Annotated in this window: 18 protein-coding genes; 15 read left to right on the top strand and 3 right to left on the bottom strand. The window is 71.9% G+C overall.

Translation table 11 applies throughout. From position 1 onward, the window contains the following. Window positions 1-135: 135 nt before the first annotated feature. Window positions 136-1,479 carry a class II 3-deoxy-7-phosphoheptulonate synthase gene (locus QUG98_RS08200; protein ID WP_224443104.1) on the top strand — a complete coding sequence of 448 codons (1,344 nt, stop codon included), beginning with the start codon at window positions 136-138 and terminating at the stop codon, window positions 1,477-1,479. 256 nt (window positions 1,480-1,735) lie between these two features. On the opposite strand, the gene pknB is transcribed toward QUG98_RS08200, so the two are convergent. Then, window positions 1,736-3,775 carry a Stk1 family PASTA domain-containing Ser/Thr kinase gene (gene pknB / locus QUG98_RS08195; RefSeq protein ID WP_289470060.1) on the bottom strand — a complete coding sequence of 680 codons (2,040 nt, stop codon included), beginning with the start codon at window positions 3,773-3,775 and terminating at the stop codon, window positions 1,736-1,738. Window positions 3,776-3,884: 109 nt separating this feature from the next. After that, complete coding sequence (locus tag QUG98_RS08190; protein WP_289470059.1) at window positions 3,885-5,159, bottom strand: LysM peptidoglycan-binding domain-containing protein; 1,275 nt, start codon at window positions 5,157-5,159, stop codon at window positions 3,885-3,887. Window positions 5,160-5,322: 163 nt separating this feature from the next. Between QUG98_RS08190 and QUG98_RS08185 the strand changes: the two genes are divergently transcribed. Continuing rightward, entirely contained in the window at window positions 5,323-5,688 is a 366-nt protein-coding gene (locus QUG98_RS08185; protein WP_434533423.1) for an Rv2175c family DNA-binding protein, read from the top strand. 132 nt (window positions 5,689-5,820) lie between these two features. Here QUG98_RS08185 and QUG98_RS08180 read toward each other — a convergent pair whose 3' ends face one another. Beyond that, window positions 5,821-6,918: a polyprenyl synthetase family protein gene (locus QUG98_RS08180; protein ID WP_289470057.1), complete on the bottom strand. Its 1,098-nt coding sequence runs from the start codon at window positions 6,916-6,918 to the stop codon at window positions 5,821-5,823. A gap of 147 nt (window positions 6,919-7,065) precedes the next feature. On the opposite strand from QUG98_RS08180, the gene QUG98_RS08175 reads away from it, so the two are divergent. The 13 genes from QUG98_RS08175 (at window position 7,066) to QUG98_RS08115 (ending at window position 23,203) form a co-directional block, all read left to right on the top strand. Continuing rightward, a complete protein-coding gene (locus tag QUG98_RS08175) occupies window positions 7,066-7,464 on the top strand; it encodes an SCO2097 family morphological protein (protein ID WP_289470056.1) in 399 nt (132 codons plus the stop codon). A 544-nt stretch (window positions 7,465-8,008) separates the two neighbouring features. Further along, complete coding sequence (mraZ, locus tag QUG98_RS08170) at window positions 8,009-8,440, top strand: division/cell wall cluster transcriptional repressor MraZ (RefSeq protein WP_111225789.1); 432 nt, start codon at window positions 8,009-8,011, stop codon at window positions 8,438-8,440. A 107-nt stretch (window positions 8,441-8,547) separates the two neighbouring features. Next, the gene (rsmH, locus tag QUG98_RS08165) at window positions 8,548-9,504 is read left to right on the top strand and encodes a 16S rRNA (cytosine(1402)-N(4))-methyltransferase RsmH (RefSeq protein ID WP_289470055.1); all 957 of its coding nucleotides are present in this window, start codon (window positions 8,548-8,550) and stop codon (window positions 9,502-9,504) included. Window position 9,505: 1 nt separating this feature from the next. After that, on the top strand, window positions 9,506-10,270 hold the full coding sequence (gene ftsL / locus QUG98_RS08160; protein WP_289470054.1) for a cell division protein FtsL: 765 nt from the start codon (window positions 9,506-9,508) through the stop codon (window positions 10,268-10,270). Window positions 10,271-10,319: 49 nt separating this feature from the next. Further along, a complete protein-coding gene (locus QUG98_RS08155; protein ID WP_289470053.1) occupies window positions 10,320-12,089 on the top strand; it encodes a peptidoglycan D,D-transpeptidase FtsI family protein in 1,770 nt (589 codons plus the stop codon). Between the two features lie 14 nt (window positions 12,090-12,103). Further along, window positions 12,104-13,729, top strand: coding sequence for a Mur ligase family protein (locus QUG98_RS08150; RefSeq protein WP_289470052.1), 1,626 nt, complete (start codon window positions 12,104-12,106; stop codon window positions 13,727-13,729). Beyond that, window positions 13,726-15,237 (top strand): UDP-N-acetylmuramoyl-tripeptide--D-alanyl-D-alanine ligase, encoded by a 1,512-nt coding sequence (locus QUG98_RS08145; RefSeq protein ID WP_289470051.1) that lies wholly within the window; start codon window positions 13,726-13,728, stop codon window positions 15,235-15,237. Before QUG98_RS08150 ends, QUG98_RS08145 begins: the two co-directional genes overlap by 4 nt. Next, complete coding sequence (mraY, locus tag QUG98_RS08140; RefSeq protein ID WP_289470050.1) at window positions 15,234-16,337, top strand: phospho-N-acetylmuramoyl-pentapeptide-transferase; 1,104 nt, start codon at window positions 15,234-15,236, stop codon at window positions 16,335-16,337. The genes QUG98_RS08145 and mraY overlap by 4 nt, the downstream gene beginning before the upstream one ends. Further along, window positions 16,327-17,856, top strand: a complete 1,530-nt coding sequence (gene murD / locus QUG98_RS08135; RefSeq protein WP_289470049.1) for a UDP-N-acetylmuramoyl-L-alanine--D-glutamate ligase — start codon at window positions 16,327-16,329, stop codon at window positions 17,854-17,856. Before mraY ends, murD begins: the two co-directional genes overlap by 11 nt. After that, window positions 17,825-19,138: a putative lipid II flippase FtsW gene (ftsW, locus tag QUG98_RS08130; RefSeq protein WP_289470048.1), complete on the top strand. Its 1,314-nt coding sequence runs from the start codon at window positions 17,825-17,827 to the stop codon at window positions 19,136-19,138. Before murD ends, ftsW begins: the two co-directional genes overlap by 32 nt. Continuing rightward, window positions 19,135-20,379, top strand: coding sequence for a UDP-N-acetylglucosamine--N-acetylmuramyl-(pentapeptide) pyrophosphoryl-undecaprenol N-acetylglucosamine transferase (locus QUG98_RS08125; RefSeq protein WP_289470047.1), 1,245 nt, complete (start codon window positions 19,135-19,137; stop codon window positions 20,377-20,379). The genes ftsW and QUG98_RS08125 overlap by 4 nt, the downstream gene beginning before the upstream one ends. Beyond that, window positions 20,376-21,803, top strand: a complete 1,428-nt coding sequence (gene murC / locus QUG98_RS08120) for a UDP-N-acetylmuramate--L-alanine ligase (protein WP_289470046.1) — start codon at window positions 20,376-20,378, stop codon at window positions 21,801-21,803. Before QUG98_RS08125 ends, murC begins: the two co-directional genes overlap by 4 nt. Then, the gene (locus QUG98_RS08115) at window positions 21,800-23,203 is read left to right on the top strand and encodes a cell division protein FtsQ/DivIB (RefSeq protein ID WP_289470045.1); all 1,404 of its coding nucleotides are present in this window, start codon (window positions 21,800-21,802) and stop codon (window positions 23,201-23,203) included. The genes murC and QUG98_RS08115 overlap by 4 nt, the downstream gene beginning before the upstream one ends. Window positions 23,204-23,235 lie beyond the last annotated feature (32 nt).

Genomic DNA, 23,235 nt, shown 5'->3' with positions numbered 1-23,235 from the left:
CGGACGGTAGGATCTGAGGACTCCGGCCCCGGCCGGACCGGCCTGCGCGCAGGCCATCCGCTCCCGCCCGACCCAGAACACCGAGGTACCGCCTTGATCGAGTCGACCGACGTCGTCGCCCTGCATGATCCGGACGTGATCGAGGGTCTCGACCACTGGCGCACCCTGCCGATCAAGCAGCAGCCGACGTGGCCCGACCGCGCCGCGGCCGAGGCGGCGTCCGCCGAGATCGCGACGCTCCCGCCGCTCGTCTTCGCGGGCGAGGTCGACAAGCTCCGCGACCGGCTCGCCGCCGCGGCGCAGGGCAGGGCGTTCCTGCTGCAGGGCGGCGACTGCGCCGAGACCTTCGCCGGTGCCACCGCAGACTCGATCCGCGACCGCGTCAAGACGATCCTGCAGATGGCCGTCGTGCTGACCTACGGCGCCTCGATGCCGGTCATCAAGATGGGCCGGATGGCGGGGCAGTTCGCCAAGCCGCGGTCGAGCGACTTCGAGACGCGCGGCGACGTGACGCTGCCGGCGTACCGCGGCGACATCGTGAACGGCTACGACTTCACGCCGGAGAGCCGCCAGGCCGATCCCCGTCGCCTCGTGCAGGGCTACCACACGGCCGCCTCGACGCTGAACCTCGTCCGCGCCTTCACCCAGGGCGGGTTCGCCGACCTGCGGCAGGTGCACTCGTGGAACAAGGGCTTCGCGTCGAACCCGGCGAACGCCCGGTACGAGCACCTGGCGAAGGAGATCGACCGCGCGATCCGCTTCATGGACGCCTGCGGTGCCGACTTCGAAGCGCTCAAGCACACCGAGTTCTACGCCTCGCACGAGGGGTTGCTCATGGACTACGAGCGCCCGATGACCCGGATCGACTCGCGCTCCGGCCAGGCCTACGACACGTCCGGGCACTTCATCTGGATCGGCGAGCGGACCCGTGACATCGACGGTGCACACGTCGACTTCCTGTCCCGCGTGCGGAACCCGATCGGGGTCAAGCTCGGCCCGACCACGAGCGTCGACGACATGAAGGCCCTGGTCGACACGCTCGACCCCGAGCGCGAGCCCGGCCGTCTGACGTTCATCACCCGCATGGGCGCCGGCAGGATCCGCGACGAACTCCCGAAGCTGCTCGAGGCGATCAAGGGCATGGACGCGAACCCGCTGTGGGTCACCGACCCGATGCACGGCAACGGGCTGACCACGCCGACCGGCTACAAGACCCGTCGCTTCGACGACGTCGTGGACGAGGTCCTCGGGTTCTTCGAGGCGCACCGGCAGGTCGGGACCTACCCGGGCGGCATGCACGTCGAGCTGACCGGCGACGACGTCACCGAGTGCCTGGGCGGCTCCGAGCAGATCGACGAGGCGACCCTGGCGACGCGGTACGAGTCGCTGTGCGACCCGCGCCTCAACCACATGCAGTCGCTCGAGCTCGCCTTCCTGGTGGCCGAGGAGCTCAGCGCCCACCCGTACCAGCGGCCGTAGCCGCCACCGCCGGACGGACGGGAGGCGCGGGGCCAGCTGGCACCGCGCCTCCCGTCCGTCCCGGCTTCGGCTCGGCTCCGTCCCTGGCCGGCTCCGGCCCTGCCTGGTCGCACGACCTGCCGCTCACGTCCCGCCGCGACGGCACGTCTCGCGACCGGAGCGGCCGCGGGCGGCACGTCGTGCCACCAGAACGACCGTCGCGACGGCCAGGACGACGGCACGTCGCGCGACCGGAACGGACGGGCGTCCGACGCGCCTACTGCTCGTAGGACAGCGTGATCGTGTCGCCGCGGTACACCGTGGACCCCTTGACCGGGTCCGTCGCGGTGACCGGGAGCGCCGACTTCCAGTCGTAGAAGCGGCAGAGCACGTTGGTGCAGTCGGGGACCTCGACGTCGAGCCCGAGGTTCTCGAGGGTGGAGGTCGCCTCGTCGATGGTCTTGCCGGCGACGTCGGGCAGCGTGATCGGCGTCGGGCCCTTCGAGAGCACGAGGTCGACGGCCGAGCCCCGGACGGCGGGGGAGTCCTCGACGCTCGACGAGATGACCTGGCCCTTCGGCACGTCGTCGCTGTAGCGCTCCTGCTGCGTCCCGACGACCAGGCCGACCTCGTCGAGTGCCGCGGTCGCCGCGTCGAGGGTCGTGCCGGTGACGTCGGGTACCGCGCCGAGTGACACGGTGAGCGTGACCGGACCGCGCTCGGCGTACTCGCCGACCGAAGCCAGGTCGACGGTCTGCCCGTCGCTACCGAGGCCATTCGCCGCGATCACGGTGTCCTTCGGTGCGTCCGCCGAGAACTCGTACTGGTCGTCCTGCAGCTGGAAGTCGTCGTCGAGCGCAGCCGTCACGGTCGACAGGGGCTGCCCGACGATCGCGGGCAGGGTGATCATCCGCGGGCCGTCCGACACGACGATCTGCACCGGCGTGCCCTTGCGGACCTCGCGTGCGGCTGCGGGCTTCGTCGTCGACACCTGGCCCTTCGCCACCACGGCGTCGTACCGGCTGTCGGTGCGGGCCGTCGGCTCGAGGCCCTGCGCCTGGAGCAGCTGCCTGGCCTGCGCCACCGACTTGCCGGTGACCTCGGGGATGCGCACGTTGCCCCACGGGCCGGGACCGAGCGCCCACCCGACCACACCGGCGAGCACCGCGAGCACGACGACGACCGCCAGCACGATCCACCCGCGCTTCCGGCGCTTGGCGGACTTGTCGGCCAGCCGTTGCCCCGCGGGGGAGAGCGCGCCGGGCTGGGAACCGGTGCGGCGGGGGCCCGGTGCGCCGCGACGACCGGGCGCTGCGGGAGCGCCGCCGGTGGAGCTCGCGATGACCCGGGTGGCGTCGTCCTGTGCACCGCTGTCGCGTCGCCCGGTGTCCGCCGAGGACGGCGCCGCGCTGCCGGCCGGCAGGATCGCGGTCGCGTTCTCCGGCCGCAGCACGGCGGTGCGGTACTGGCCCGTCGCGCGCTGCTGGTTGCCGGAGATGTGGTCGAGCATCTCGCGGGCGTCCCGGGGCCGGTCCTCGGGATCGCGCGCGGTCGCCCAGGCCACCAGGTCGTCGAGCTCCGGCGGGACCCCGGGTTCCGCGGCGCTCGGCACCGGGACCGTGTCGTTCGCGTGCTGGTAGGCGATCTGCATCGGCTGGTCGCCCTTGTAGGGCTGCTCGCCGGTGAGCATCTCGTAGAGCATGATGCCGAGTGCGTAGATGTCGCTGCGCGAGTCCGCTGCGCCGCGCGTGACGAGCTCGGGGGACAGGTAGGCGATCGTCCCGAGCAGCGCCGCGCCGGTCGCGGTGTTCGCGGTCGTCGCCCGCGCCAGGCCGAAGTCGCCGAGCTTGATCCGGCCGTCGTCGGCGAGCAGCACGTTCTCGGGCTTGAGGTCGCGGTGGACGATGCCGGCCTTGTGCGCCGAGGCCAGGCCGGCGAGCACGGCGCGCAGGATGTCGGTCGCCTGCTCGGGCGTCAGGGCCCGGTGCTCCTGCAGGAGGTCCCGCAGCGTGATGCCCGGGATGTACTCCATGACGATGTACGCCGTGTCGTCCTCGGCGCCCTGGTCGTACACCCCGACGAGGTTCGGGTGGGAGAGCCGGGCGGCGGACCGTGCCTCCTGGATGAAGCGCTCCCGGAAGGCCTGGTCGTCGGCCAGGTGCCCGTGCATGATCTTGATCGCGACGCGGCGCTCGAGGCGGACGTCGGTGGCGAGGTACACCGTCGCCATGCCGCCGCGGGCGATGCGCGAGCGCACGCGGTACCGCTGGTCGATCATGCGACCGATCATCGGGTCCGTGGCGGCGTTCGTGGTCATCGGCGGCATTCTACGAAGCCCTGCCCGTGCGGCCCGACCTGACGCACCGACCGTGACCCAATCTCGATCTCGAGGATGAGTCGGCTGACCGGCCGACCACGTCTGCGCGTCAGAGCGAGGCCAGCAGCGCGCGCGCCGTCTGCTCCCACTTCGCGTACTCGTTCGGGTACGCGGAGACCTGGACGGCCTGGGCGGCGTCGGTCAGGGCCATCGACGACCAGCCGCCCACGCCGAGCAGCCCGCGGGTCTTGCCGGGGTTGCCGACGTAGAACAGCTCGGCGGCGGTGGCCGGGTCCTGCAGCGCGGCCTTCGTGCCCCAGCCCTGGCTCGGTCGCTGCTGGAACAGGCCGACGGAGTCGCGGTCGCCGTGCGACAGGTTGCGCAGGCTCGACTCCTGGAGCGCGGCCGCCAGGGCGATGACGATGCCGCGGTCGGGGACGCCGAGGGTGCGCCCGACGCTGACGATGGTCGCCGCGTTGCGCCGCTGCTCGCCGGTCAGTTCGACCCCGTTGACACTGCCGACCGCGGTCGTCACGGCGCCGCCGGTCGGGGTCGTCGTCGGCTTCGAGGTCGCGGCCGGCAGCACCAGGGTCTTCCCGGCGTAGATCGTGCTCGTGTAGCTGAGGCCGTTCGCGGCGAGGAGGGCCTGCACCGACACCCCGTGCTTCGCGGCGATGGCGCCGATGGTGTCGCCGGTGGCGATCTTCACGCTGGTGGCAGCAGCGGGGGCCGGTGCCGGAGCGGCCGGTGAGGACGTGGCCGGTGCGGCCGCGGCGGACGTCGTGCCGGCACGCGGGATCGTCAGCGTCTGACCGGGGTAGATCAGCGCGCGCTGCGAGAGGTTGTTGGCCGCGAGGACCGCCGACGTCGAGACGCCGTTGCGGGCCGCGATGCTCGACACGGTGTCGCCGGACTTCACGTGGTAGCTGCCGCTCGTGCCGGACGACGCGGGGGCCGCGGCGGGGGCAGCGGGCGCGGACGCCAGGTGGAGGGCCTGCCCGGGGTGGATGATCGTGTTCCAGCCGAGCCCGTTGCGGACCAGGACCTCCTGTGCGGAGAGCCCGAACCGCGCCGCGATACCGGAGATGGTGTCGCCCTGGCGCACCGTGTAGGTGGTCGGGGCCTTCGACACGCTGGCCACCGTGGTGACGGTGGTGGTCGAGGGGCGGGCGACGGCCGTGCTGAACACGGGGCGGTCGCCGACGTTGCGGTCCTCGTCGACGTGCCGCTTCTTCGCAGCGTCGTCGTCGTGCCGGGGTTCGGCGTGCGCCACCGGGCCGGTGAGGCCTGCGGTGACGGCGATCGTGCCGGCGAGGACGATCGGCATGGTGGCGAACCGGGCGGATCGAGCGCGCCGAGCGGCGTCGTCTGCAGCGTTGTCCACGGGTTGTCTCCTGTCCTGGGTGAGCCGTGCGCGCGAGCGAGCACTCACAGGTGGCTCCACGCTGGCATGGCGTGATTCCCAAGTCAACCAGAGAGTCGCGTGTTGCGTGTGTGACTCGTGTGACCGACCGGGCGGCATCGGTACCGACCGCCGCTCTGGCAACATGGGGCGCGTGAGTGATGGACCCACCGACGACACGACCCTCTCCGAGCGCTGGCTGACGGTGCCCGACCTGGTGGACCTGCTCGGGGTGACCCCCGGTCGCATCCACCGCCTGTTCGAGCAGAGGACGCTCCTGCCGGCCCGCGTGGACGGCGTGCTGCGGGTGCCGAGCGAGTTCCTCGACGGCGCCGAGCCGCTGCCGGAGCTGCGCGGCACGCTGATCGTCCTCGGGGACAACGGGTTCTCCGACGACGAGGCCGTCCGCTGGATGCTCTCCGAGGAGCCGGCACTCGGCACCTCGCCGATCGCCGCACTGCGCGCGGGCCGCAAGGCCGAGGTGCGCCGCGTGGCGCAGTCCCTGCTCTAGGGACTCCCTGCTCCGGCGACACCGCGCGGCGGCCGATCCGCGCGACGCTGGTCGCGCGACCGACGCTCCGGTCGACGGACGGGAGGCCCGTGGCGGTGTCGCCACGGGCCTCCCGTCCGGTGTGCCCCGCGGCTACGCGACGCGGCGGCTGACCGTGTCGGCCAGCGACAGCAGTTGGCCGCGCGCCGACGGGCTGAGCGGCGTGGCCTCGAGCGCTGCCTTGGCGCGCTGCACGTGCCGGTCGATCGAGCGCTCCACCGCGGCGACCGCACCGGACTCGGTGAGGGTGGCACGGAGCATCTGCACCTGCTCCTCGGTGAGGTCCGGGTCGCCGAGGAGTTCGTCGAGCAGCTGGCGGGGCCCGGCCGGCAGTGACTTGCGGGCGGAAGCGATGAGGACGGTGCGCTTGCCCTCGCGGAGGTCGTCCCCGGCCGGCTTGCCGGTCACCTCCGGGTCGCCGAAGACGCCGAGCACGTCGTCGCGCAGCTGGTAGGCGACACCGAGCGGCAGGCCGAAGGACCGCAGGCCCTCGAGCTGCGCCTCCGACGCGCCGGCGACCAGGGCGCCGATGACGAGCGGGGCCTCGATCGAGTACTTCGCCGACTTGAAGACGATGACGCGCTGTGCACGCACCAGGTGCTCGGACTCGTCGATCGACGGCCAGGCGGTCTCCTCGTGCACGTCGAGGTACTGCCCCGCGGTCACGTCGAGCCGCATCGTGTGGAACTCCTGGCGGACGATGCGCGCCCGCGCGGGGTCGAGCAGTGCGAGTCCCTCGTCGAAGACCGCGTCGCTCAGCGAGAGCAGCACGTCGCCGAGCAGCAGCGCGGAGTTCGTGCCGTACAGGCCGCGGTCGCCGACCCAGCCGGACTCCTCGTGCAGGGACTCGAAGCGTCGGTGCGCTGCAGGGCGTCCGCGGCGGGTGTCCGAGCGGTCCATGATGTCGTCGTGCACGAGCGCCGCTGCATGGAAGATCTCGAGCGCCGCGGCCACCGTGACGATCGCCTCGGCCGTGGTCTGGCGGGAGCCCTCGGCCAGGGGGTCGAACGAGCCGGAACGGCCCGCGACGGACTGCCATCCCCAGTAGCAGAACAGCGCCCGGAAGCGCTTGCCGCCGGACAGCAGGTCCCGGGCGTACCGGTCGAACGGCGCGAGGTCGGGGCTGATCGCGAGGAGCCGGTCACGCTGCTCGTCGAGTGCCCGGCCGACCCGTGCCGAAACGAGGTCCACTAATCGCGTACTCTCAGCCACGACTCCTAGCCTAGTGGAGCGGCTGAGACGTAGGATCGGTCCACTTCAGCGATGCCACAACCCGGCGGCAACGCGGCACACCAGCGGTCACCCAGACAGCATCCCCAGGAACAAGAGGGAAACGAGATGCCACTCTCGGAGCAAGAGCAGCGACTCCTCGAGGAGATGGAGCGGAGTCTCTACCAGAACGACTCCGACTTCGTGGCGCGGGTCACGCGCCGCCAGGGTCGTGCGAGTTACACGTCGATCACGCTCGGTGTCCTGGCTGCACTCGCGGGGATCGCGATCGTGATCGTCGCGCTCGTCGTCAAGCAGCCGTGGCTCGGACTGCCGGGCTTCGTCGTGATGCTCGCCGGCGTGCTCTACGCGCTGCGTCCGGGCATGCGCATGCCGAAGTCGGGGGCGAAGGCGCCCAAGGCCGGCAAGGCCTCGACCGGCCGTTCGCCCCGCTCGTCCTCCGGTGGGTCGTTCATGGACCGCATGAACGAGCGCTGGGACAAGCGCAACGACCCCGGGCAGCAGTAGCCACTCGGTCGTCCCTCCACACGCCTCCACGGGGCCGGTCCTTCGGGACCGGCCCCGTCGTCGTGTCCGGGGTGTGTTCACGCGTCTCGGCGACGCGCAGCGCAGCGGGCGTGATTCGCGCGTAGGAGGCGGATTCGCGCGTAGGAGGCGGATTCGCGCGTAGGAGGGTGTTCCTTCGTGCTTCCTTCGCGCGGATCGGCATTCCATGCCGGGCGTGATGGGAAGGAACAGGCAACGCGTGCGCCGGCGCGAGCGGTGGCGGACGGGAGGCACGGGGCGGGCGCGCGCCGTGCCTCCCGTCCGGCGCGCCCTCGGTCGCCCCCGAGGCTGCGAAAGTCCTCCACTTCCCTCCACTGCCTCCACGGTGCTCCACAGGCCCGTCGTTCCGCGGATCGGCTCGGACGTCAGCGCGCTCCTGGCGCCCGCGGGATGCCCCAGTCCGGGGGATCCGGGGGAAATCGGGAGCGCTGACCGTTCCGCGGGGAGCGAAGTGGAGTAAAGTGGGGGTCACGACGGTCCGGTGGAGCGGAGGGGAGGCCCCGACGTGCTGCTCGGTACCCATGCCCCGAAGCTCGACGAGAAGGGTCGCGTGATCCTCCCCGCCAAGTTCCGGGACGAACTGTCCGGGGGACTCGTGATGACCCGTGGGCAGGAGCGCTGCGTCGTGGTCTTCAGTGCGGAGACGTTCGAGCAACTGCACGAACGCATCCGGACGGCTCCGATGACCTCGAAGCGCACCCGGGACTACATGCGCCTGTTCCTCTCCGGAGCGAGCGCGGAGACCCCGGACAAGCAGAACCGCGTGACGATCCCGCAGAACCTCCGTGAGTACGCGGGGCTCGAGCGGGACCTCACGGTCATCGGCAGCGGTGACCGTGCCGAGATCTGGTCGACCCCCGCGTGGGAGGCCTACTACGCCGAGGTCGAAGAGGGCTTCGCCGACAACGACGAGGAGGTGATCCCGGGGATCTTCTGATCCGCGGATCGGGACTCCCAGCCGTGGTGCCCTGACACACCTTCCCCGGTGTCAGGTCGCATGGATGGGGATCCGGATGCGTGGCACAGGGGTCCGAGGGGCTGCACATGGCCGAAGACCAGCCGAAGTTCCCGCACACGCCGGTGATGCTCCAGCGCATCGTCGACCTGTTCGAACCCGCCCTCGACGGACCGGACAAGGTCGTCGTCGACGCCACCCTCGGCATGGGCGGGCACTCCGAGGCGCTGCTCGAGCGCTTCGCGGGGCTCACGCTCATCGGGCTCGACCGCGACACCGACGCCCTCGGCATCGCGGGGGAGCGGCTCGCGCGCTTCGGCGACCGCGTGCGGCTCGTCCACACCGTGTACGACGGGATCGCCGGGGCGGTCGAGGGCGAGGGGTTCGACGCGGTCGACGGCGTGCTGTTCGACCTCGGGGTCAGCTCCCTGCAGCTCGACCGTGCGGAGCGCGGCTTCGCCTACAGCCAGGACGCCCCGCTCGACATGCGGATGGACCGGACCGAGGGGCAGACCGCCGCGGACGTCCTCGCGACCTACGACGAGGGCGAGCTGCGCCGGATCTTCCAGCGGTACGGCGAGGAGAAGCTCGCCGGGCGCTACGCCCGCGCCGTCGTCGAGCGCCGCGCCGAGCGCCCCTTCACGATGTCCGGAGACCTGGTGCAGGTCCTGCACGACGCCACCCCCGTCGCCGTGCAGCGGCAGGGACACCCGGCGAAGCGCGTCTTCCAGGCGCTCCGCATCGAGGTGAACGCCGAACTCGCCGTCCTCGAGCGGGCGATCCCGGCCGCGCTCGACACGATCGCCGTCGGCGGTCGCATCGTCGTCGAGTCGTACCAGTCGCTCGAGGACCGCCTCGTGAAGCGGGCCCTCGTCGAGCGCACCACCTCGAGCGCCCCGGCCGGCCTGCCGGTCGAACTGCCGGAGCACGCTCCCACCTACTCCCTCGTCGTCAAGGGCGCGGAACTGGCCGACGAGGCCGAACGCGCCGCCAACCCCCGAGCCATCCCCGTGCGCCTGCGCGCGGCCGAGCGGATCCGGAAGTGACATGAGCACGAACCTCGCACTCGTCGACCCCGTCGACGCACCGTCGCGTGCCCCGCAGTCGCCCCGCCGGGCGCGCCCCGAGCTCGTCGAGGTCGCCCCGTCGAAGGCGCAGCGTCGGGCACGGCCGAAGGTCGCCTACGCGGTGGTCGGGGTCGTCGCGCTCGGCGTGCTCCTCCTCGCGCAGCTCGGCATCAGCATGGTGCTCAGCCAGGGGGCCTACACGCTGGACTCCCTCGGGGCCGAGCAGACGAAGCTCTCCCGCACGCAGCAGTCGCTGTCCGAGGAGCTCCGCGTGCTCGACTCGCCGCAGAACCTGGCACGCAACGCCAAGGCGCTCGGGATGATCGCGAACTCGACGCCGGTGTACCTCGACCCGAAGACCGGCCACGTCTACGGCACGCCGACCCCGGCGGCCCCGGACGAGGCGACCGCGAGCGGCGACAACCAGGTCCCCAATGCGCTGCTCGACCCGGTCCCGCTCGCTGCGGGCCCGGCAGCGAGCGCCGGCACGGCGGGCCCGAGCACCGGCAAGGCCGGCCCGGTCGACAGCGGCGGGACCGCGGCCGCAGGCAGCACGAGCACGACCGAGGGCGGCGTGACGGCCGACGGCGCGTCCGGCACCGCGGGCAGCACGAGCACCGCCACCGGTGGCTCGTCGGCCACCGACGCTGAGAAGAGCGCAGGCGCCAGCGAGTCGGGCCGGACGGGCTCGACCACCGACGTAGAGTCCGACGCGAACCCGCTCCAGGCACCCACCACCCGGTGACCTGCGGGCGGGATCGGACTGCCGCACCACCCGGGAAGGACCGCACCGCGTGACGAAGACGATCCGCAACCCTCGACTGCGCTACAGCGTGGTGATCATCGCCGTGATCGCTCTCGTCGCGGTCTTCGTGATCCGCCTGGTCGACATCCAGGTGGTCCAGGCAGCGTCCCTGAACGAGGCCTCGAAGGCGAAGCGCAGCATCCCGGTCACCATCTACGGCAACCGCGGTGCGATCGTGGACCGCAACGGCACCGAGCTCGCCGAGAGCGTGAACCGCTACAACATCGTCACCTCGCCGCGGCTGGTCGCCGGCTTCGACGGCAAGCTCGGCGGCGAACGCACGAAGGAGGTCTCGGTCGACGACGCCCTGCAGGCCCTGGCCAAGGCGTCCGGCGGCGACGCGCAGGCGATGCGGAAGGCGATCCAGGCCGATCCGAAGTCCGACTTCGCCTACCTGGTCAAGGGCCTCGACGTGAAGCACTACGAGGCCGTCGTCGCCCTCGGCATCCCCTGGGTCTACAAGGAGCAGCAGTCGGCGCGCGTCTACCCGATGGGGGCGACCGGCGGTGCGCTGACCGGGTTCATGGGCACGGACGGGGCCCAGGCCGGCCTCGAGTACTCCTACAACCAGTGCCTGGCGGGCAAGAACGGCTCGGAGACGTACGAGCGCGGTGAGGACGGTGTGCAGCTCCCGGGCAGCACCCGGACGACGGAGCAGGCCAAGGACGGCGGCACGCTCGAGACGACCATCGACAGCGACCTGCAGTACATGGCGCAGCAGACCATCGCCTCGGCAGCCCAGTCGCTGCAGGCGGAGTCGGCGACCGCGACGGTCGTCGACGTCAAGACCGGTGAGCTCCTCGCCGTCGCGGACTGGCCGACCGTCGACCCGAACGACGTCGACGCGACCACGGACAAGGGCGCGTACGGCTCCCGAGCGCTGACCTCGACCTACGAGCCCGGCTCGACCATCAAGGCCGCGATCGCCGCTGCGCTCATCGACCAGGGCAAGTCGAGCCCGACCGACCGTGCGGTCGTGCCGTACTCGCGGACCTTCCCGTGGGGCGGCAAGATCCAGGACTCCGAGCTCCACCCGACCGAGAACCTGACGCTCACCGGCATCCTGCAGAACTCGTCGAACGTCGGCATCACGGAGCTCGGTGAGCGGCTGTCGACCCAGCAGCGGTACGACTACATGAAGAAGTTCGGCCTGTTCGAGCCCGAGTCGGCGATCCAGTACCCCGGCCAGCCGGGCATGCAGTACGGCGCGAGCCCGAACTGGGACCAGCAGACCAACATCAACTCGATGTTCGGCCAGGGCATCTCGACGACCGCGATCCAGGTCGCCAGCGTGTTCCAGACCCTGGCGAACCAGGGTGTCCGGATCCCGCTCCACATGGTGAAGGGTTGCAAGACGGCCGACGGGAAGACGATCGACGCGCCCGACGTGCAGGGTACGCGCGTCGTGTCCGCCGCGGCGGCCGACCAGACCGTGAAGATGCTGCAGAGCGTGGTCACCGGCGGCACCCTGGTCGGCATGAAGCCGATCTCCGGCTACAACATCGCGGCGAAGACCGGTACCGCCGAGGTCGCCGAGGGCAGCAAGGGCTACGGCGGTCAGCGCATCACCTCGGTGGCCGGAATGGCACCCGCCGAGGACCCCCAGTATGTTGTCACGGTGACGTTCACGAAGCCGCAGACCAACAAGTGGTCCAGCGGAGCGGCTCCGGCGTTCCGCACACTCATGTCCCAGGTGCTCGAGAAGTACCGAGTAGCCCCCTCCACGGCCGAGGCGCAGCTGTACCCGTCCACGTGGTGAGGAAGAAGGAGCACTTGTCCGCACGGATCCCCCCGGTCCTCCGACCCGAACACCCGACCCCGAGGAGCGTGGCCGAGCTCGCGAACGCGTTCGGCATGCGCGTGGTCGGCTCCGTCGACGCCGTCGAGACGACCGGCGTCACGCTGAGCGCTGCCGAGGTGCAGCCGGGTGACCTCTTCGTCGGCGTGCACGGCGCGAACCGCCACGGCGCCCAGTTCGCGACCGAGGCCGCCGAGCGCGGTGCCGTCGCGGTGCTGACCGACGCCGACGGTGTCGCCCTCGCGGAGCCGTCCGGCCTGCCGGTGCTCGTGGTCGAGGACCCGCGCGCCGCACTCGGCGACGTCTCGGCGTGGGTCTACCGCACCCACCCGGACGAGGCGACCGACCTGCCGCAGCTCTTCGCGACGACGGGCACGAACGGCAAGACCAGCACGTCGTACATCCTCGAGGGCATCCTCAAGCAGCTCGGCCTGGTCACCGGCCTCAGCTCGACCGCCGAGCGCCACATCGGCTCGCTCAGCGTGACGAGCCGCCTGACCACGCCCGAGGCCAGCGAGATGCACGCGCTCCTGGCCCGCATGCGCGAGTCCGAGGTCCGCGCGGTCGCCGTCGAGGTCAGCGCCCAGGCCCTGAGCCGGCACCGCGTGGACGGCATCGTGTTCGACGTCGCCGGGTTCACGAACCTGTCGCACGACCACCTCGACGACTACGCCGACATGGAGGAGTACTACCAGGCGAAGCTCCCGCTCTTCCAGCCCGAGCACGCCCGTCGTGGCGTCGTCTCGCTGGACACCGACTGGGGCCACCGCGTGGTGCAGGACTCCCGCATCCCGGTCACGACGATCACGGTGCACCCCGAGGTCGAGGCCGAGTGGCACGTCGACATCGTCGAGGCGCACGCGGCCTACACCGAGTTCCGGCTGACCGGTCCGGAGGGCCGCGAGCTGACGACGCGCGTCCCGCTGATCGGCTGGCACATGGCGGCCAACGCGGCCTTGGCGATCGTGATGCTGGTCGAGGGCGGTTTCGAGCTCGGCGCCATCGCGCACGCCCTCGGGTCGAACCACCGCCGCTACGCGGACGAGACGGACGAGCACCCGGTCAGCGCGATCGAGTGCTACCTGCCCGGACGCACCGAGCGGGTGTCCGGCGACTCGGGCCCCAGCGTCTACGTCGACTTCGGCCACAGCGCCGACGCGTTCGAGAACACGCTCGCTGCGGTCCGGCAGTTCACGCCCGGCAAGGTCCTCATGCTCTTCGGCGCCGACGGTGACCGTGACAAGACCAAGCGCGGCGACATGGCACGCGTCGCCGCGGCGGGCAGCGACATCCTCGTCGTCACCGACCACCACCCGCGCTTCGAGGACGCCGCGTCGATCCGGAAGACCCTGGTCGACGCCGCGCGTGCGGCCTACCCGGACCACGAGACGTACGAGGTCAGCCCGCCCGAGGCCGCGATCCGCAAGGCCGTGAACCTGCTCGGCGAGGGCGACTCGATCCTCTGGGCCGGCCCTGGCCACCAGGACTACCGCGACATCGAGGGGGTCCGGACGCCCTACTCGGCACGTGACGAGGCCCGCCAGGCCCTCCGCGAGGCCGGCTGGGAGCCGAACTCCGGCCCGGCGGAGGAGATCCGATGATCGCCCTGACCCTCGCCGAGATCGCCGCCGCGATCGGCGGCGAGCTCGTCAGCGGTGCGCCGGAGCAGGTCGTCGACGGCAGCGTCGAGACCGACTCGCGCCTGGTCGGCGCCGGCAGCGTGTTCTTCGCCCTGCTCGGCGAGGAGACCGACGGCCACCGCTTCGTGCCGGACGCGGCAGAGGCCGGTGCGGCCCTGGTCGTGACCGAGCGCGCCGTCGCGCTGCCGGACGGGTCCGCCACCGCACAGGTCGTCGTGTCCGACGGGTACGCCGCCCTCGCCGCGCTCGCGCACGAGGTCGTCGCCCGCGTCCGCGCCTCGAGTGCCGACCGCGTGGACGACCAGGGTCGTCCGGCGCAGCTCCGCGTCGTCGGCATCACCGGCTCGAACGGCAAGACGAGCACCAAGAACATGCTCCGGACGATCCTCGAGCAGCACGGTGCGACCGTGGCGCCGCAGGGATCGTTCAACAACCACGTCGGCGCCCCCGTGTCGATGCTCCGCATCACCCACGACACCCGGTTCCTCGTGGTGGAGATGGGTGCGAGCGGCACGGGCCACATCGCCAAGCTCGTCTCGATCGCGGAGCCGGACGTCGGCGTCGTGCTCAAGGTCGGACTCGCGCACGCCGGCGAGTTCGGCGGCATCGAGGCGACGCAGCGTGCGAAGTCGGAGATGGTCACCGACCTGCCGGCCAGCGCGACGGCCCTGCTCAACGTCGACGACGACCGCGTCGCGTCCATGCGTGCGGTCACCGACGCGACCGTCGTCGGGTTCGGCACGTCCGCCGGGGCGGACTACCGCATCTCCGGCATCGAGACGGACCGCAGCGGCACGCGCTTCACGCTCACCGCCCCGCCCGTCCGGCCCGGAGGCGACGGTCTCGCCGACGCGACGGACCAGCCGGGAGGCACGACGCGCTTCCCCGAGACCGTCGACGTCCGCCTCGCCATCCTCGGCGAGCACCACGCGATGAACGCGTCGGCCGCCCTCACCGTGGCCCACCTCTGGGGCATCCCGCTCGCCGCCGGCGCCGAGGCGCTCGCGTCGATGACGCGAGCCGAGCGCTGGCGCATGGAGCTCCTCCAGGGCGGACCGGAGGGCGTGACCGTCATCAACGACGCGTACAACGCGTCGCCCGACTCGATGGCCGCGGCGCTCCGCACCCTGGCGCAGGTCGTGCGACCGGGGGAGCGCTCGGTCGCCGTGCTCGGCGAGATGGCCGAGCTCGGGGAGTTCTCGACGGAGGAGCACGACACCATCGGTCGGCTCGTCGTCCGTCTGAACATCGGGCAGCTCGTGGTCGTCGGACCCGGCGCCGCGCCGATCCACCAGGCCGCCACCCTCGAGGGATCGTGGGACGGCGAGTCCGTGTACATCGAGGACGTCGACGCGGCCGTCCACGCCCTGCAGGAGATGGTCCGCCCCGGCGACGTCGTCCTCGTCAAGTCCTCGAAGTCCGCCGAACTGCGATTCCTCGGCGACCGCCTCGGAGGTGTCACCGAATGATCGCGCTCCTCGTCGCCGGCGCCGTGGCGCTGGTGTTCACACTGCTGCTCACACCGCTGTTCATCAAGCTGTTCCACCGCCTCGGCTGGGGACAGTTCATCCGTGACGACGGCCCGCAGTCGCACCACACCAAGCGCGGGACGGCGACCATGGGCGGCATCGTCCTGATCATCGGCGCGGTGCTCGGCTACTTCGTCGGGCACCTGGTCGGCCGCGACTCGGTCACACTGTCCGGGCTGCTCGTGCTGTTCCTGATGGTCGGACTGGGGTTCGTCGGGTTCATCGACGACTTCCTCAAGGTGCGTCGGCAGCGGAGCCTCGGGCTCGGCGGCTGGGCCAAGGTCCTCGGCCAGGTCATCGTCGGCGTGGTGTTCGCCACCATCGCGCTCGTCGTGCCGACCGGCAACGGCAAGCCCCCGGCATCCACGATGATCTCCGCGATCCGCGACGTCCCGTGGCTCGACTTCATGGTGCTCGGCACCGTGATCGGCACCATCCTGTACCTCGCGTGGATCGTGCTGCTGACCGTCTCCACGTCGAACGGCGTGAACGTCGCCGACGGCCTGGACGGTCTCGCGACCGGATCGAGCATCCTGGCGATCGGCTCGTACGTCATCATCGGCTTCTGGCAGTCGAACCAGATCTGCGGTGGTGTCCGCCTCGACGAGAGCACCCGGAGCGCGTGCTACAGCACGTCGGACCCGCTCGACCTCGCCGTCGTCGCCGCCGCGGTGTGCGGTGGGCTGATCGGGTTCCTCTGGTACAACACGTCGCCCGCGCAGATCTTCCTCGGCGACACCGGCTCGCTCGGTCTCGGCGGCGCGCTGGCCGGCCTCGCCATCCTCAGCCGTACCGAGCTGCTGCTCATCCTGATCGGCGGCCTGTTCTTCATCGTCACCGGCTCGGTCATCCTGCAGCGTGCCTACTTCAAGATCACGCACGGCAAGCGCATCTTCCGGATGAGCCCGCTGCACCACCACTTCGAGTTGAAGGGGTGGGCCGAGGTGACCGTCGTCGTCCGGTTCTGGATCATCGCGGGACTCTGCGTCGCGGCCGGTGTCGGACTCTTCTACCTGGAGTGGATCGCCCGTGTCGGCTGACGCCCGCCTCGAAGGACTCGACAGCTGGTACGCCGAGGGATGGAAGGGCCTGCGCGTCGCGGTGCTCGGCCTCGGCTCGACCGGGTTCTCGGTCGCCGACACCCTCGTGGAGCTCGGCAGCGACGTCGTCGTCTACGCGCCCGACGGCCCCGCCGACACGGTGGAGCTGCTCGACGTCATCGGTGCGCGGTTCGAGCGCACTCCGCTCGACACCGTGCCGGCCGCGCTCGAGCAGCAGTCCCCGGACGTCGTGGTCGTGTCGCCCGGCCTGCCCCCGCACAACGCCTCGGTCCGCTGGTCGGTCGAGCACAGCACCGTCTGGGGCGACATCGAGCTCGCCTGGCGCGTGCGTGACAAGGTCGTCCGCGGGCCGATCGCCGCCCCCTGGGTCACCATCACCGGCACCAACGGCAAGACCACCACGACGCAGCTGACCACCGCGATGTTCGCCGCCGCCGGGCTCCGCGCGGTCGCGTGCGGGAACATCGGTGTGCCGGTGCTCGACGTCGTCCGCGACCCGGAGGGCTTCGACGTCCTGGTCGTCGAGCTCTCCAGCCACCAGCTGCACCACATGCCGACCACGGGCGACGGCGCGGTGGTGCCGCTCGCGAGTGCCTGCCTCAACATCGCCGACGACCACCTCGAGTGGCACGGCTCCGCCGAGGCCTACCGCGCCGCGAAGGCCAAGGTATACGAGCGCACCGTGATGGCCTGCGTCTACAACACCGCGGACGAGGCGACCCGTCGGATGGTCGAGGGAGCCGACGTCGTCGAGGGCTGCCGTGCGGTGGGCTTCACGCCCGGGGTGCCCGCGCCCGGGGACGTCGGGATCGTGGACGACGTGCTCTGCGACCGCGCCTTCACCGAGGACCGACGCAACAGCGCGCTCGAGCTCGCGACGCTCGCGGACCTCGAACAGGCCGGGCTCGCCAGCCCGCACATGACGATGAACGTGCTCGCCGCGGCCGCGCTCGCCCGCGCGGCCTCGGTCGAACCGGCGCACATCCGCTCCGCGGTGCAGGGCTTCCGCGCCGACCACCACCGCACGGAGCACGTCGCGACGGCGGACGGCATCGCCTGGGTCGACGACTCGAAGGCGACCAACCCGCACGCGGCGACCGCGTCCCTCGCGTCGTTCGAGACCGTCGTCTGGGTCGTCGGCGGCCAGTTCAAGGGCGTCGACATCGACGGCCTCGTCGAGCGCTTCGGCCCCGGCGCACGAGCAGTCGTCGTGATCGGCACGGACCGCACCCCCGTGCTCGAGGCATTCGCGCGACACGCGCCGGCGGTCCCGGTCCTGCAGGTCGAGGCGACGGACACTGATCAGGTCATGCCCGAGGCGGTCCGGCATGCCGCATCGGTCGCACGACCGGGCGACACGGTCCTCCTCGCCCCGGCTGCCGCGTCGTTCGACCAGTTCGACTCCTACGCCGACCGGGGGCGCCGGTTCGCGGCGGCGGTCCACGAGCACCTGGGAGGCACAGCCGATGGCGACCACGGATCTCCCGAGCGGCCGTAGCGGCGGCCGGACGACGGGCAGCGCCGGACAGACGGGCAGCGGAGGCGCGGAGCGCGATGCTGCCGCGCACGACGGCGCACCCCGCCGCGCACGCGGTGCCGTCGTCGCGGTGAAGAACGTCTTCGTCGCCGAGTCGAGCACCTTCTACACGATCCTGGGCGTCACGCTCTTCCTCGTCGTGTTCGGCGTGGTGATGGTCCTGTCGTCGTCCAGCGTCGAGCAGTACGCGGCCACCCACGACTTCTTCGGCGCCGCGTCCAAGCAGGGGCTCTACGCGGTGCTCGGCGTCCCGCTCATGCTCGTCGCCAGCCGCGTGCCGGCCCGGCTCTGGCGGAAGTGGGCCATGCGGATCCTCGCCGCGGCGCTCGTCCTGCAGCTGCTGGTCTACACGCCGCTCGGCATCGAGATCCAGGGAAACCGGAACTGGATCAAGCTCGGCTCGTTCAGCGCCCAGCCGTCCGAGGCCGTCAAGCTCGGCATCGCCCTGGCCGTCGGCGCGATCATCTACGTGAAGCGCGACCGACTGCGGGACTGGAAGGAACTGTTCGTCCCGGTCGGCATCGCGACGGTGCTGCCCCTCGGCATGGTGCTCCTCGGCGGTGACCAGGGCACCGCGATGATCATGCTGATCCTGCTGCTCGGCGCGCTCTTCATCGGGGGCGCGCGGGCCAAGCACCTGCTCGTCATCCTCGGGGCGGTGGCGGTCGTGCTGCCGTTCGTCACGATGGCGTCGGCGTCGCGGCAGTACCGCATCAACGCGTGGCTCTCCGGCTGCACCGACTCGAACCAGTACCAGGACCTGTGCTGGCAGCCCGTGCACGGCATGTGGGCGCTGGCCTCCGGCGGGGTGTTCGGCGTCGGCCTCGGCAACTCGAAGGCGAAGTGGTCGTGGCTGCCCGAGGCCGACAACGACTACATCTTCGCGATCATCGGCGAGGAACTGGGGCTCATCGGCGCCGTCGTGGTGCTGGCCCTGTTCATCGTGCTCGCCGTCAGCATGATCAAGGTGATCCGGCAGTCGGACGACCCGTTCGTGCGCACCGTCACCGGTGCGATCATGGCGTGGATCATCGGCCAGGCGCTCGTGAACATCGCGGTCGTGCTGGGTCTGCTGCCGGTGCTCGGGGTACCGTTGCCCCTCATCTCCGCCGGTGGCTCGGCCCTCATCATGACCCTGCTGGCGATCGGCGTCGTCCTGTCCTTCGCCCGTGAGCTGCCGGGCAAGGGCCGTCCGGCGGCCCCGAGCGGTGGCACCGCACGACAGAACGGAGTGCTCCGGTGAGCACCTACCTCTTCGCCGGCGGGGGCACCGCCGGTCACGTGAACCCGCTGCTCGCCGTCGCCGACCGGCTGACCGAGCAGGACCCCGACGCCCGGGTGCTCGTCCTCGGCACCGCGGAGGGGCTCGAGGCACGGCTCGTCCCGATGCGCGGCTACGAGCTGCTGACGATCCCGCGCCTGCCCTTCCCCCGGAAGCTCGACGCCCGTGCCCTCCGGTTCCCCGGCGGCTTCCTCGGGGCGGTGCGACGCACCGAGCGCTTCATCCGCGAGCACGACGTCGAGGTGGTCCTCGGCGTCGGCGGCTACGCGGCGGCTCCCGCGTACATCGCCGCGAAGCGGACCGGCACCCCGATCGTCGTGCACGAGCAGAACGCGAAGCCCGGACTCGCGAACCGGCTCGCCGCCCTGCTGACCCGTCACGTGGGCCTGACCTTCTCGAACACGCACCTGCGCCACGGCCGTCTGGTCGGGATGCCGCTCCGCAGGGAGATCGAGTCGCTCGACCGTCGGGCGTCGCGGGCCGAGGGCCTCGCCGAGTTCGGCCTCGACCCGGAGCGTCCGGTCCTGCTCGTCACGGGCGGCTCGTCCGGCGCGCGGAGCATCAACACGACGGTGAACCGTTCGGCGACGGCGATCGTCGACGCGGGCTGGCAGGTCCTGCACGTCGTCGGCGGCAAGTCCGACATCGGGCCGAGCGACCTCGACGGGTACCACGTGCTGCCGTACTGCGACCGGATGGACCTGGCTTACGCCGCGTCCGACTTCGTGGTGTCGCGGTCGGGTGCCGGCATGGTGTGTGAACTCACGGCGGTCGGACTGCCGAGCGTGCTCGTGCCGTACCCGGTCGGCAACGGCGAGCAGCGGCACAACGCGGCGGACGTCGTCGGTGCCGGGGGAGCGGTCCTCGTCGACGACGCGGCCTTCACGGACGAGTGGGTGACGTTCCAGCTGCTGCCGGTCCTGCGCGACCGGGCCCGGATCGCCGACATGGCCGTCCGTGCCGGCAGCGTCGGACACCGCGACGGCGCGGACCGGATGACGGCCCTCGTCCGCGAGGCGGCCGAGCGCAGCAGCGGAGCACGCCCGGACCGCAGCAGCGGAGCACGCCCGGACCGCAGCAGCGGAGCACGCCCGGACCGCAGCAGCGGAGCACGCCCGGACCGCAGCAGCGGAGCACGCCCGGACCGCACCAGCGGGCCCGGCGCGGACCGCACGAGCACCAGCACCACGGAGGAACGATGACCATCAAGCCGGACCTGACCCAGCCGATCCCGGACGACCTCGGCACGGTCCACTTCGTCGGCATCGGCGGCTCCGGCATGAGCGGCATCGCCCGGATGTTCCTGGCCGCCGGGCACCGCGTCACGGGCAGCGACTCCCGCGAGACCGCGACGACCGGCACGATGCGCGACCTCGGCGCCGAGGTGCACGTCGGCCACGACGCCGCGAACGTCGGCGACGCGGACACCGTCGTGGTCACGAGCGCCCTGTGGCCGGACAACCCCGAGCTCCTCGAGGCGCAGCGCCGCGGGCTCCCGGTCCTGCACCGGTCCCAGGCCCTCGCCGCGCTCATCGCCGACCACCGCCTGGTCGCGGTCGCCGGCGCACACGGCAAGACCACCTCGACGGGCATGATCGTCACCGCCCTGGTGGAACTCGGCCTCGACCCGAGCTTCGTCAACGGCGGCGTCATCCAGTCGCTCGGCACGAGCTCGGCCCCCGGCGGCAGCGACCTGTTCGTCGTCGAGGCGGACGAGTCCGACGGGTCCTTCCTGCTCTACGACGTCGCGGTCGCGCTCATCACGAACGTGGACGCCGACCACCTCGACCACTACGGCAGCGAGCAGGCCTTCATCGACGCGTTCGTCGAGTTCGCCGGGAAGGCGAGCGAGCGGATCGTCGTGTCGAGCGACGACGCCGGCGCGAAGCGCGTGACCGAGGGCGTGCGTGCCCGCGAGCACGCTCCGGAGATCGTCACGTTCGGCGAGGCCGCCGACGCCGACGTCCGCGTCGAGCGCATCGTCGAGGCGGCGAGCGTCGAGGTCGACCTCCGCGCCGACGGTCAGCACCACCACATGACGCTCCGCGTGCCCGGTCGGCACAACGCGGTGAACGCCGTCGGCGCCTTCGCGGTGCTCACCGGGCTGGGCGTCGAGCCCGCCGACGCCATCCGCGGCATCGAGGCGTTCGGCGGTACCGAGCGTCGCTTCGAGCTGCACGGCGTCGAGCGCGGGGTCTCGGTGTACGACGACTACGCACACCACCCCACCGAGGTGGCGGCCGCGCTGCGCTCAGCACGGAACGTCGTCGGCGACGGCCGCATCATCGCGATCCACCAGCCGCACCTCTACTCGCGCACCCGGCTCATGGCCGGCGACTTCGCCCGCGTGTACGAGGAGCTCGCCGACCACACGGTCGTGCTCGACGTCTTCGGCGCCCGCGAGGACCCGGAGCCCGGCGTCACCGGCGCCCTCGTCCAGGAGCGCTTCACGGACCAGTCCAAGGTCGAGTTCCTGCCCGACTGGGACGACGCCGCTGCCCGTGCGGCCGAGGTGGCCCGCGACGGCGACATCGTCATGACGCTGAGCTGCGGCGACGTGTACCGGATCATCCCGCAGGTCCTCGGTGCGCTCCGCCAGGACGGCGACGGGGACCGCGCGCGGTGAAGCGACCGGAGGGCTTCGACGGGCGTCCGGAGGAACCGGACGCCCCGGCCGACGACGCCCGCGCACCGCGGCAGCGTCGCGGTCGGCTGACCTCGTGGCGCGCGGGGCACGGAGCCGACCGTCACGGGCCGGCAGCGCACGGATCAGCGGGGCACGGATCAGCGGACGACGGCCGGGAGGCCCGCCCCGCGTCCGTGTCGTCGTCACCGGCAGACGGGTCGGTCGCCCCCACCGCCGCACCGGGTCCCGAGACGCGCTCCGCGGTCCGGACACCGGGAGCGGCGCCGACGCAGGCGTCGAGCCAGCGCGAGCGTGCGAGCACCCTCGCCGGCGCCGCCGGGCGGCGCCTCGGCGCCGGCTGGTCGAGCGTCGCCGAGCGCCTGCGCGAGTACACCCCGGACGAGGACCACGCGGGCAGCGGGGGCAGCGCGCGACCCTCCGGAGCGGGCGCGACCGCGGCCGACCCGACGACGGGCGGTGCCTCGGCGGGCGACGCGACCGGTGCGGACGACACGAGCGGCGTGGCCACGGTGACCGACGTGATCGACGCACACCGTGCTTCCCGGCCGTCCGCCGAGGACGCGCACAGCACCCCGATCGGCGCCGGTGTCCGAGCCGCCGAGACCGCCCGCGAGGCCCGCGTCGCGAAGCGCCGCCGTCGGCTGCTCGAACGCGCCGAGGTCCGACGGTTCACCCGTCGTGCACGACACCGTCGCGCCGCGTGGATCACCGCGGGTGCCGTGGTGGTCGTGTTCGGGGCATCCATCCTGGTCGCCGTCTACTCACCGCTGATGGCCCTGCGCACCATCGAGGTCCGCGGGACCGAACGGGTCGACGCGACCGCGCTGCGCCAGGCGCTCTCCGACCAGGTGGGCACGCCGCTCGCGCGCATCGACTTCGGCGAGGTCAAGCGCGACATCGCCGGGTTCCCGCTCATCGAGAGCTACGTGACCGAGGAGGTGCCGCCGCACACCCTCGTGGTGACCGTCACCGAACGGACGCCCGTCGTCGCCGTGCAGTCGGGCGACTCGTACGACCTGGTGGACCCGGCCGGCATCGTGGTGCAGTCCTCGCCGGACCGTCCCGAGGGGGTGCCGGTCGCCGACGTGCAGCGGGCCGAGCTCGGTTCGCCGGTGTTCCGGACGATGACCGAGGTGGTGCTGTCGCTGCCCTCCACGGTCCGTCGGCAGGTCACCGACGTCCGGGCGACGACCGCGGACGACGTGACGCTCACCCTGGACGACGGCTCGTCGGTCGTGTGGGGGAGCCCCGACGACTCGGACGCGAAGGCATCGCTCCTCGCGGCGCTCGTGGCGGACCACGCCTCGCGGGACCCGGGCACCAAGGTCGAGTTCGACGTCTCGGCCCCGGACAACGGGATCGTCCGTCCGGCACAGTGAGGACGAGCGGCCTCGACACCCGCGGCGCCGGG

This window comes from Curtobacterium subtropicum (assembly GCF_030362975.1).
GTDB lineage: Bacteria > Actinomycetota > Actinomycetes > Actinomycetales > Microbacteriaceae > Curtobacterium > Curtobacterium subtropicum.
Note: the sequence above shows the minus strand (reverse complement) of the source record. Positions and strands in the feature narration are given on the sequence as shown.

Excerpts from the sequence above, each read along its gene's own strand:
- mraY (WP_289470050.1), top strand. The coding sequence starts at position 15,234 with ATGATCGCGCTCCTCGTCGCCGGCGCCGTGGCGCTGGTGTTCACACTG.
- ftsL (WP_289470054.1), top strand. The coding sequence starts at position 9,506 with ATGAGCACGAACCTCGCACTCGTCGACCCCGTCGACGCACCGTCGCGT.
- rsmH (WP_289470055.1), top strand. The coding sequence starts at position 8,548 with ATGGCCGAAGACCAGCCGAAGTTCCCGCACACGCCGGTGATGCTCCAG.
- QUG98_RS08175 (WP_289470056.1), top strand. The coding sequence starts at position 7,066 with ATGCCACTCTCGGAGCAAGAGCAGCGACTCCTCGAGGAGATGGAGCGG.
- QUG98_RS08145 (WP_289470051.1), top strand. The coding sequence starts at position 13,726 with ATGATCGCCCTGACCCTCGCCGAGATCGCCGCCGCGATCGGCGGCGAG.
- QUG98_RS08185 (WP_434533423.1), top strand. The coding sequence starts at position 5,323 with ATGGGGCGCGTGAGTGATGGACCCACCGACGACACGACCCTCTCCGAG.
- ftsW (WP_289470048.1), top strand. The coding sequence starts at position 17,825 with ATGGCGACCACGGATCTCCCGAGCGGCCGTAGCGGCGGCCGGACGACG.
- murC (WP_289470046.1), top strand. The coding sequence starts at position 20,376 with ATGACCATCAAGCCGGACCTGACCCAGCCGATCCCGGACGACCTCGGC.
- pknB (WP_289470060.1), bottom strand. The coding sequence starts at position 3,775 with ATGACCACGAACGCCGCCACGGACCCGATGATCGGTCGCATGATCGAC.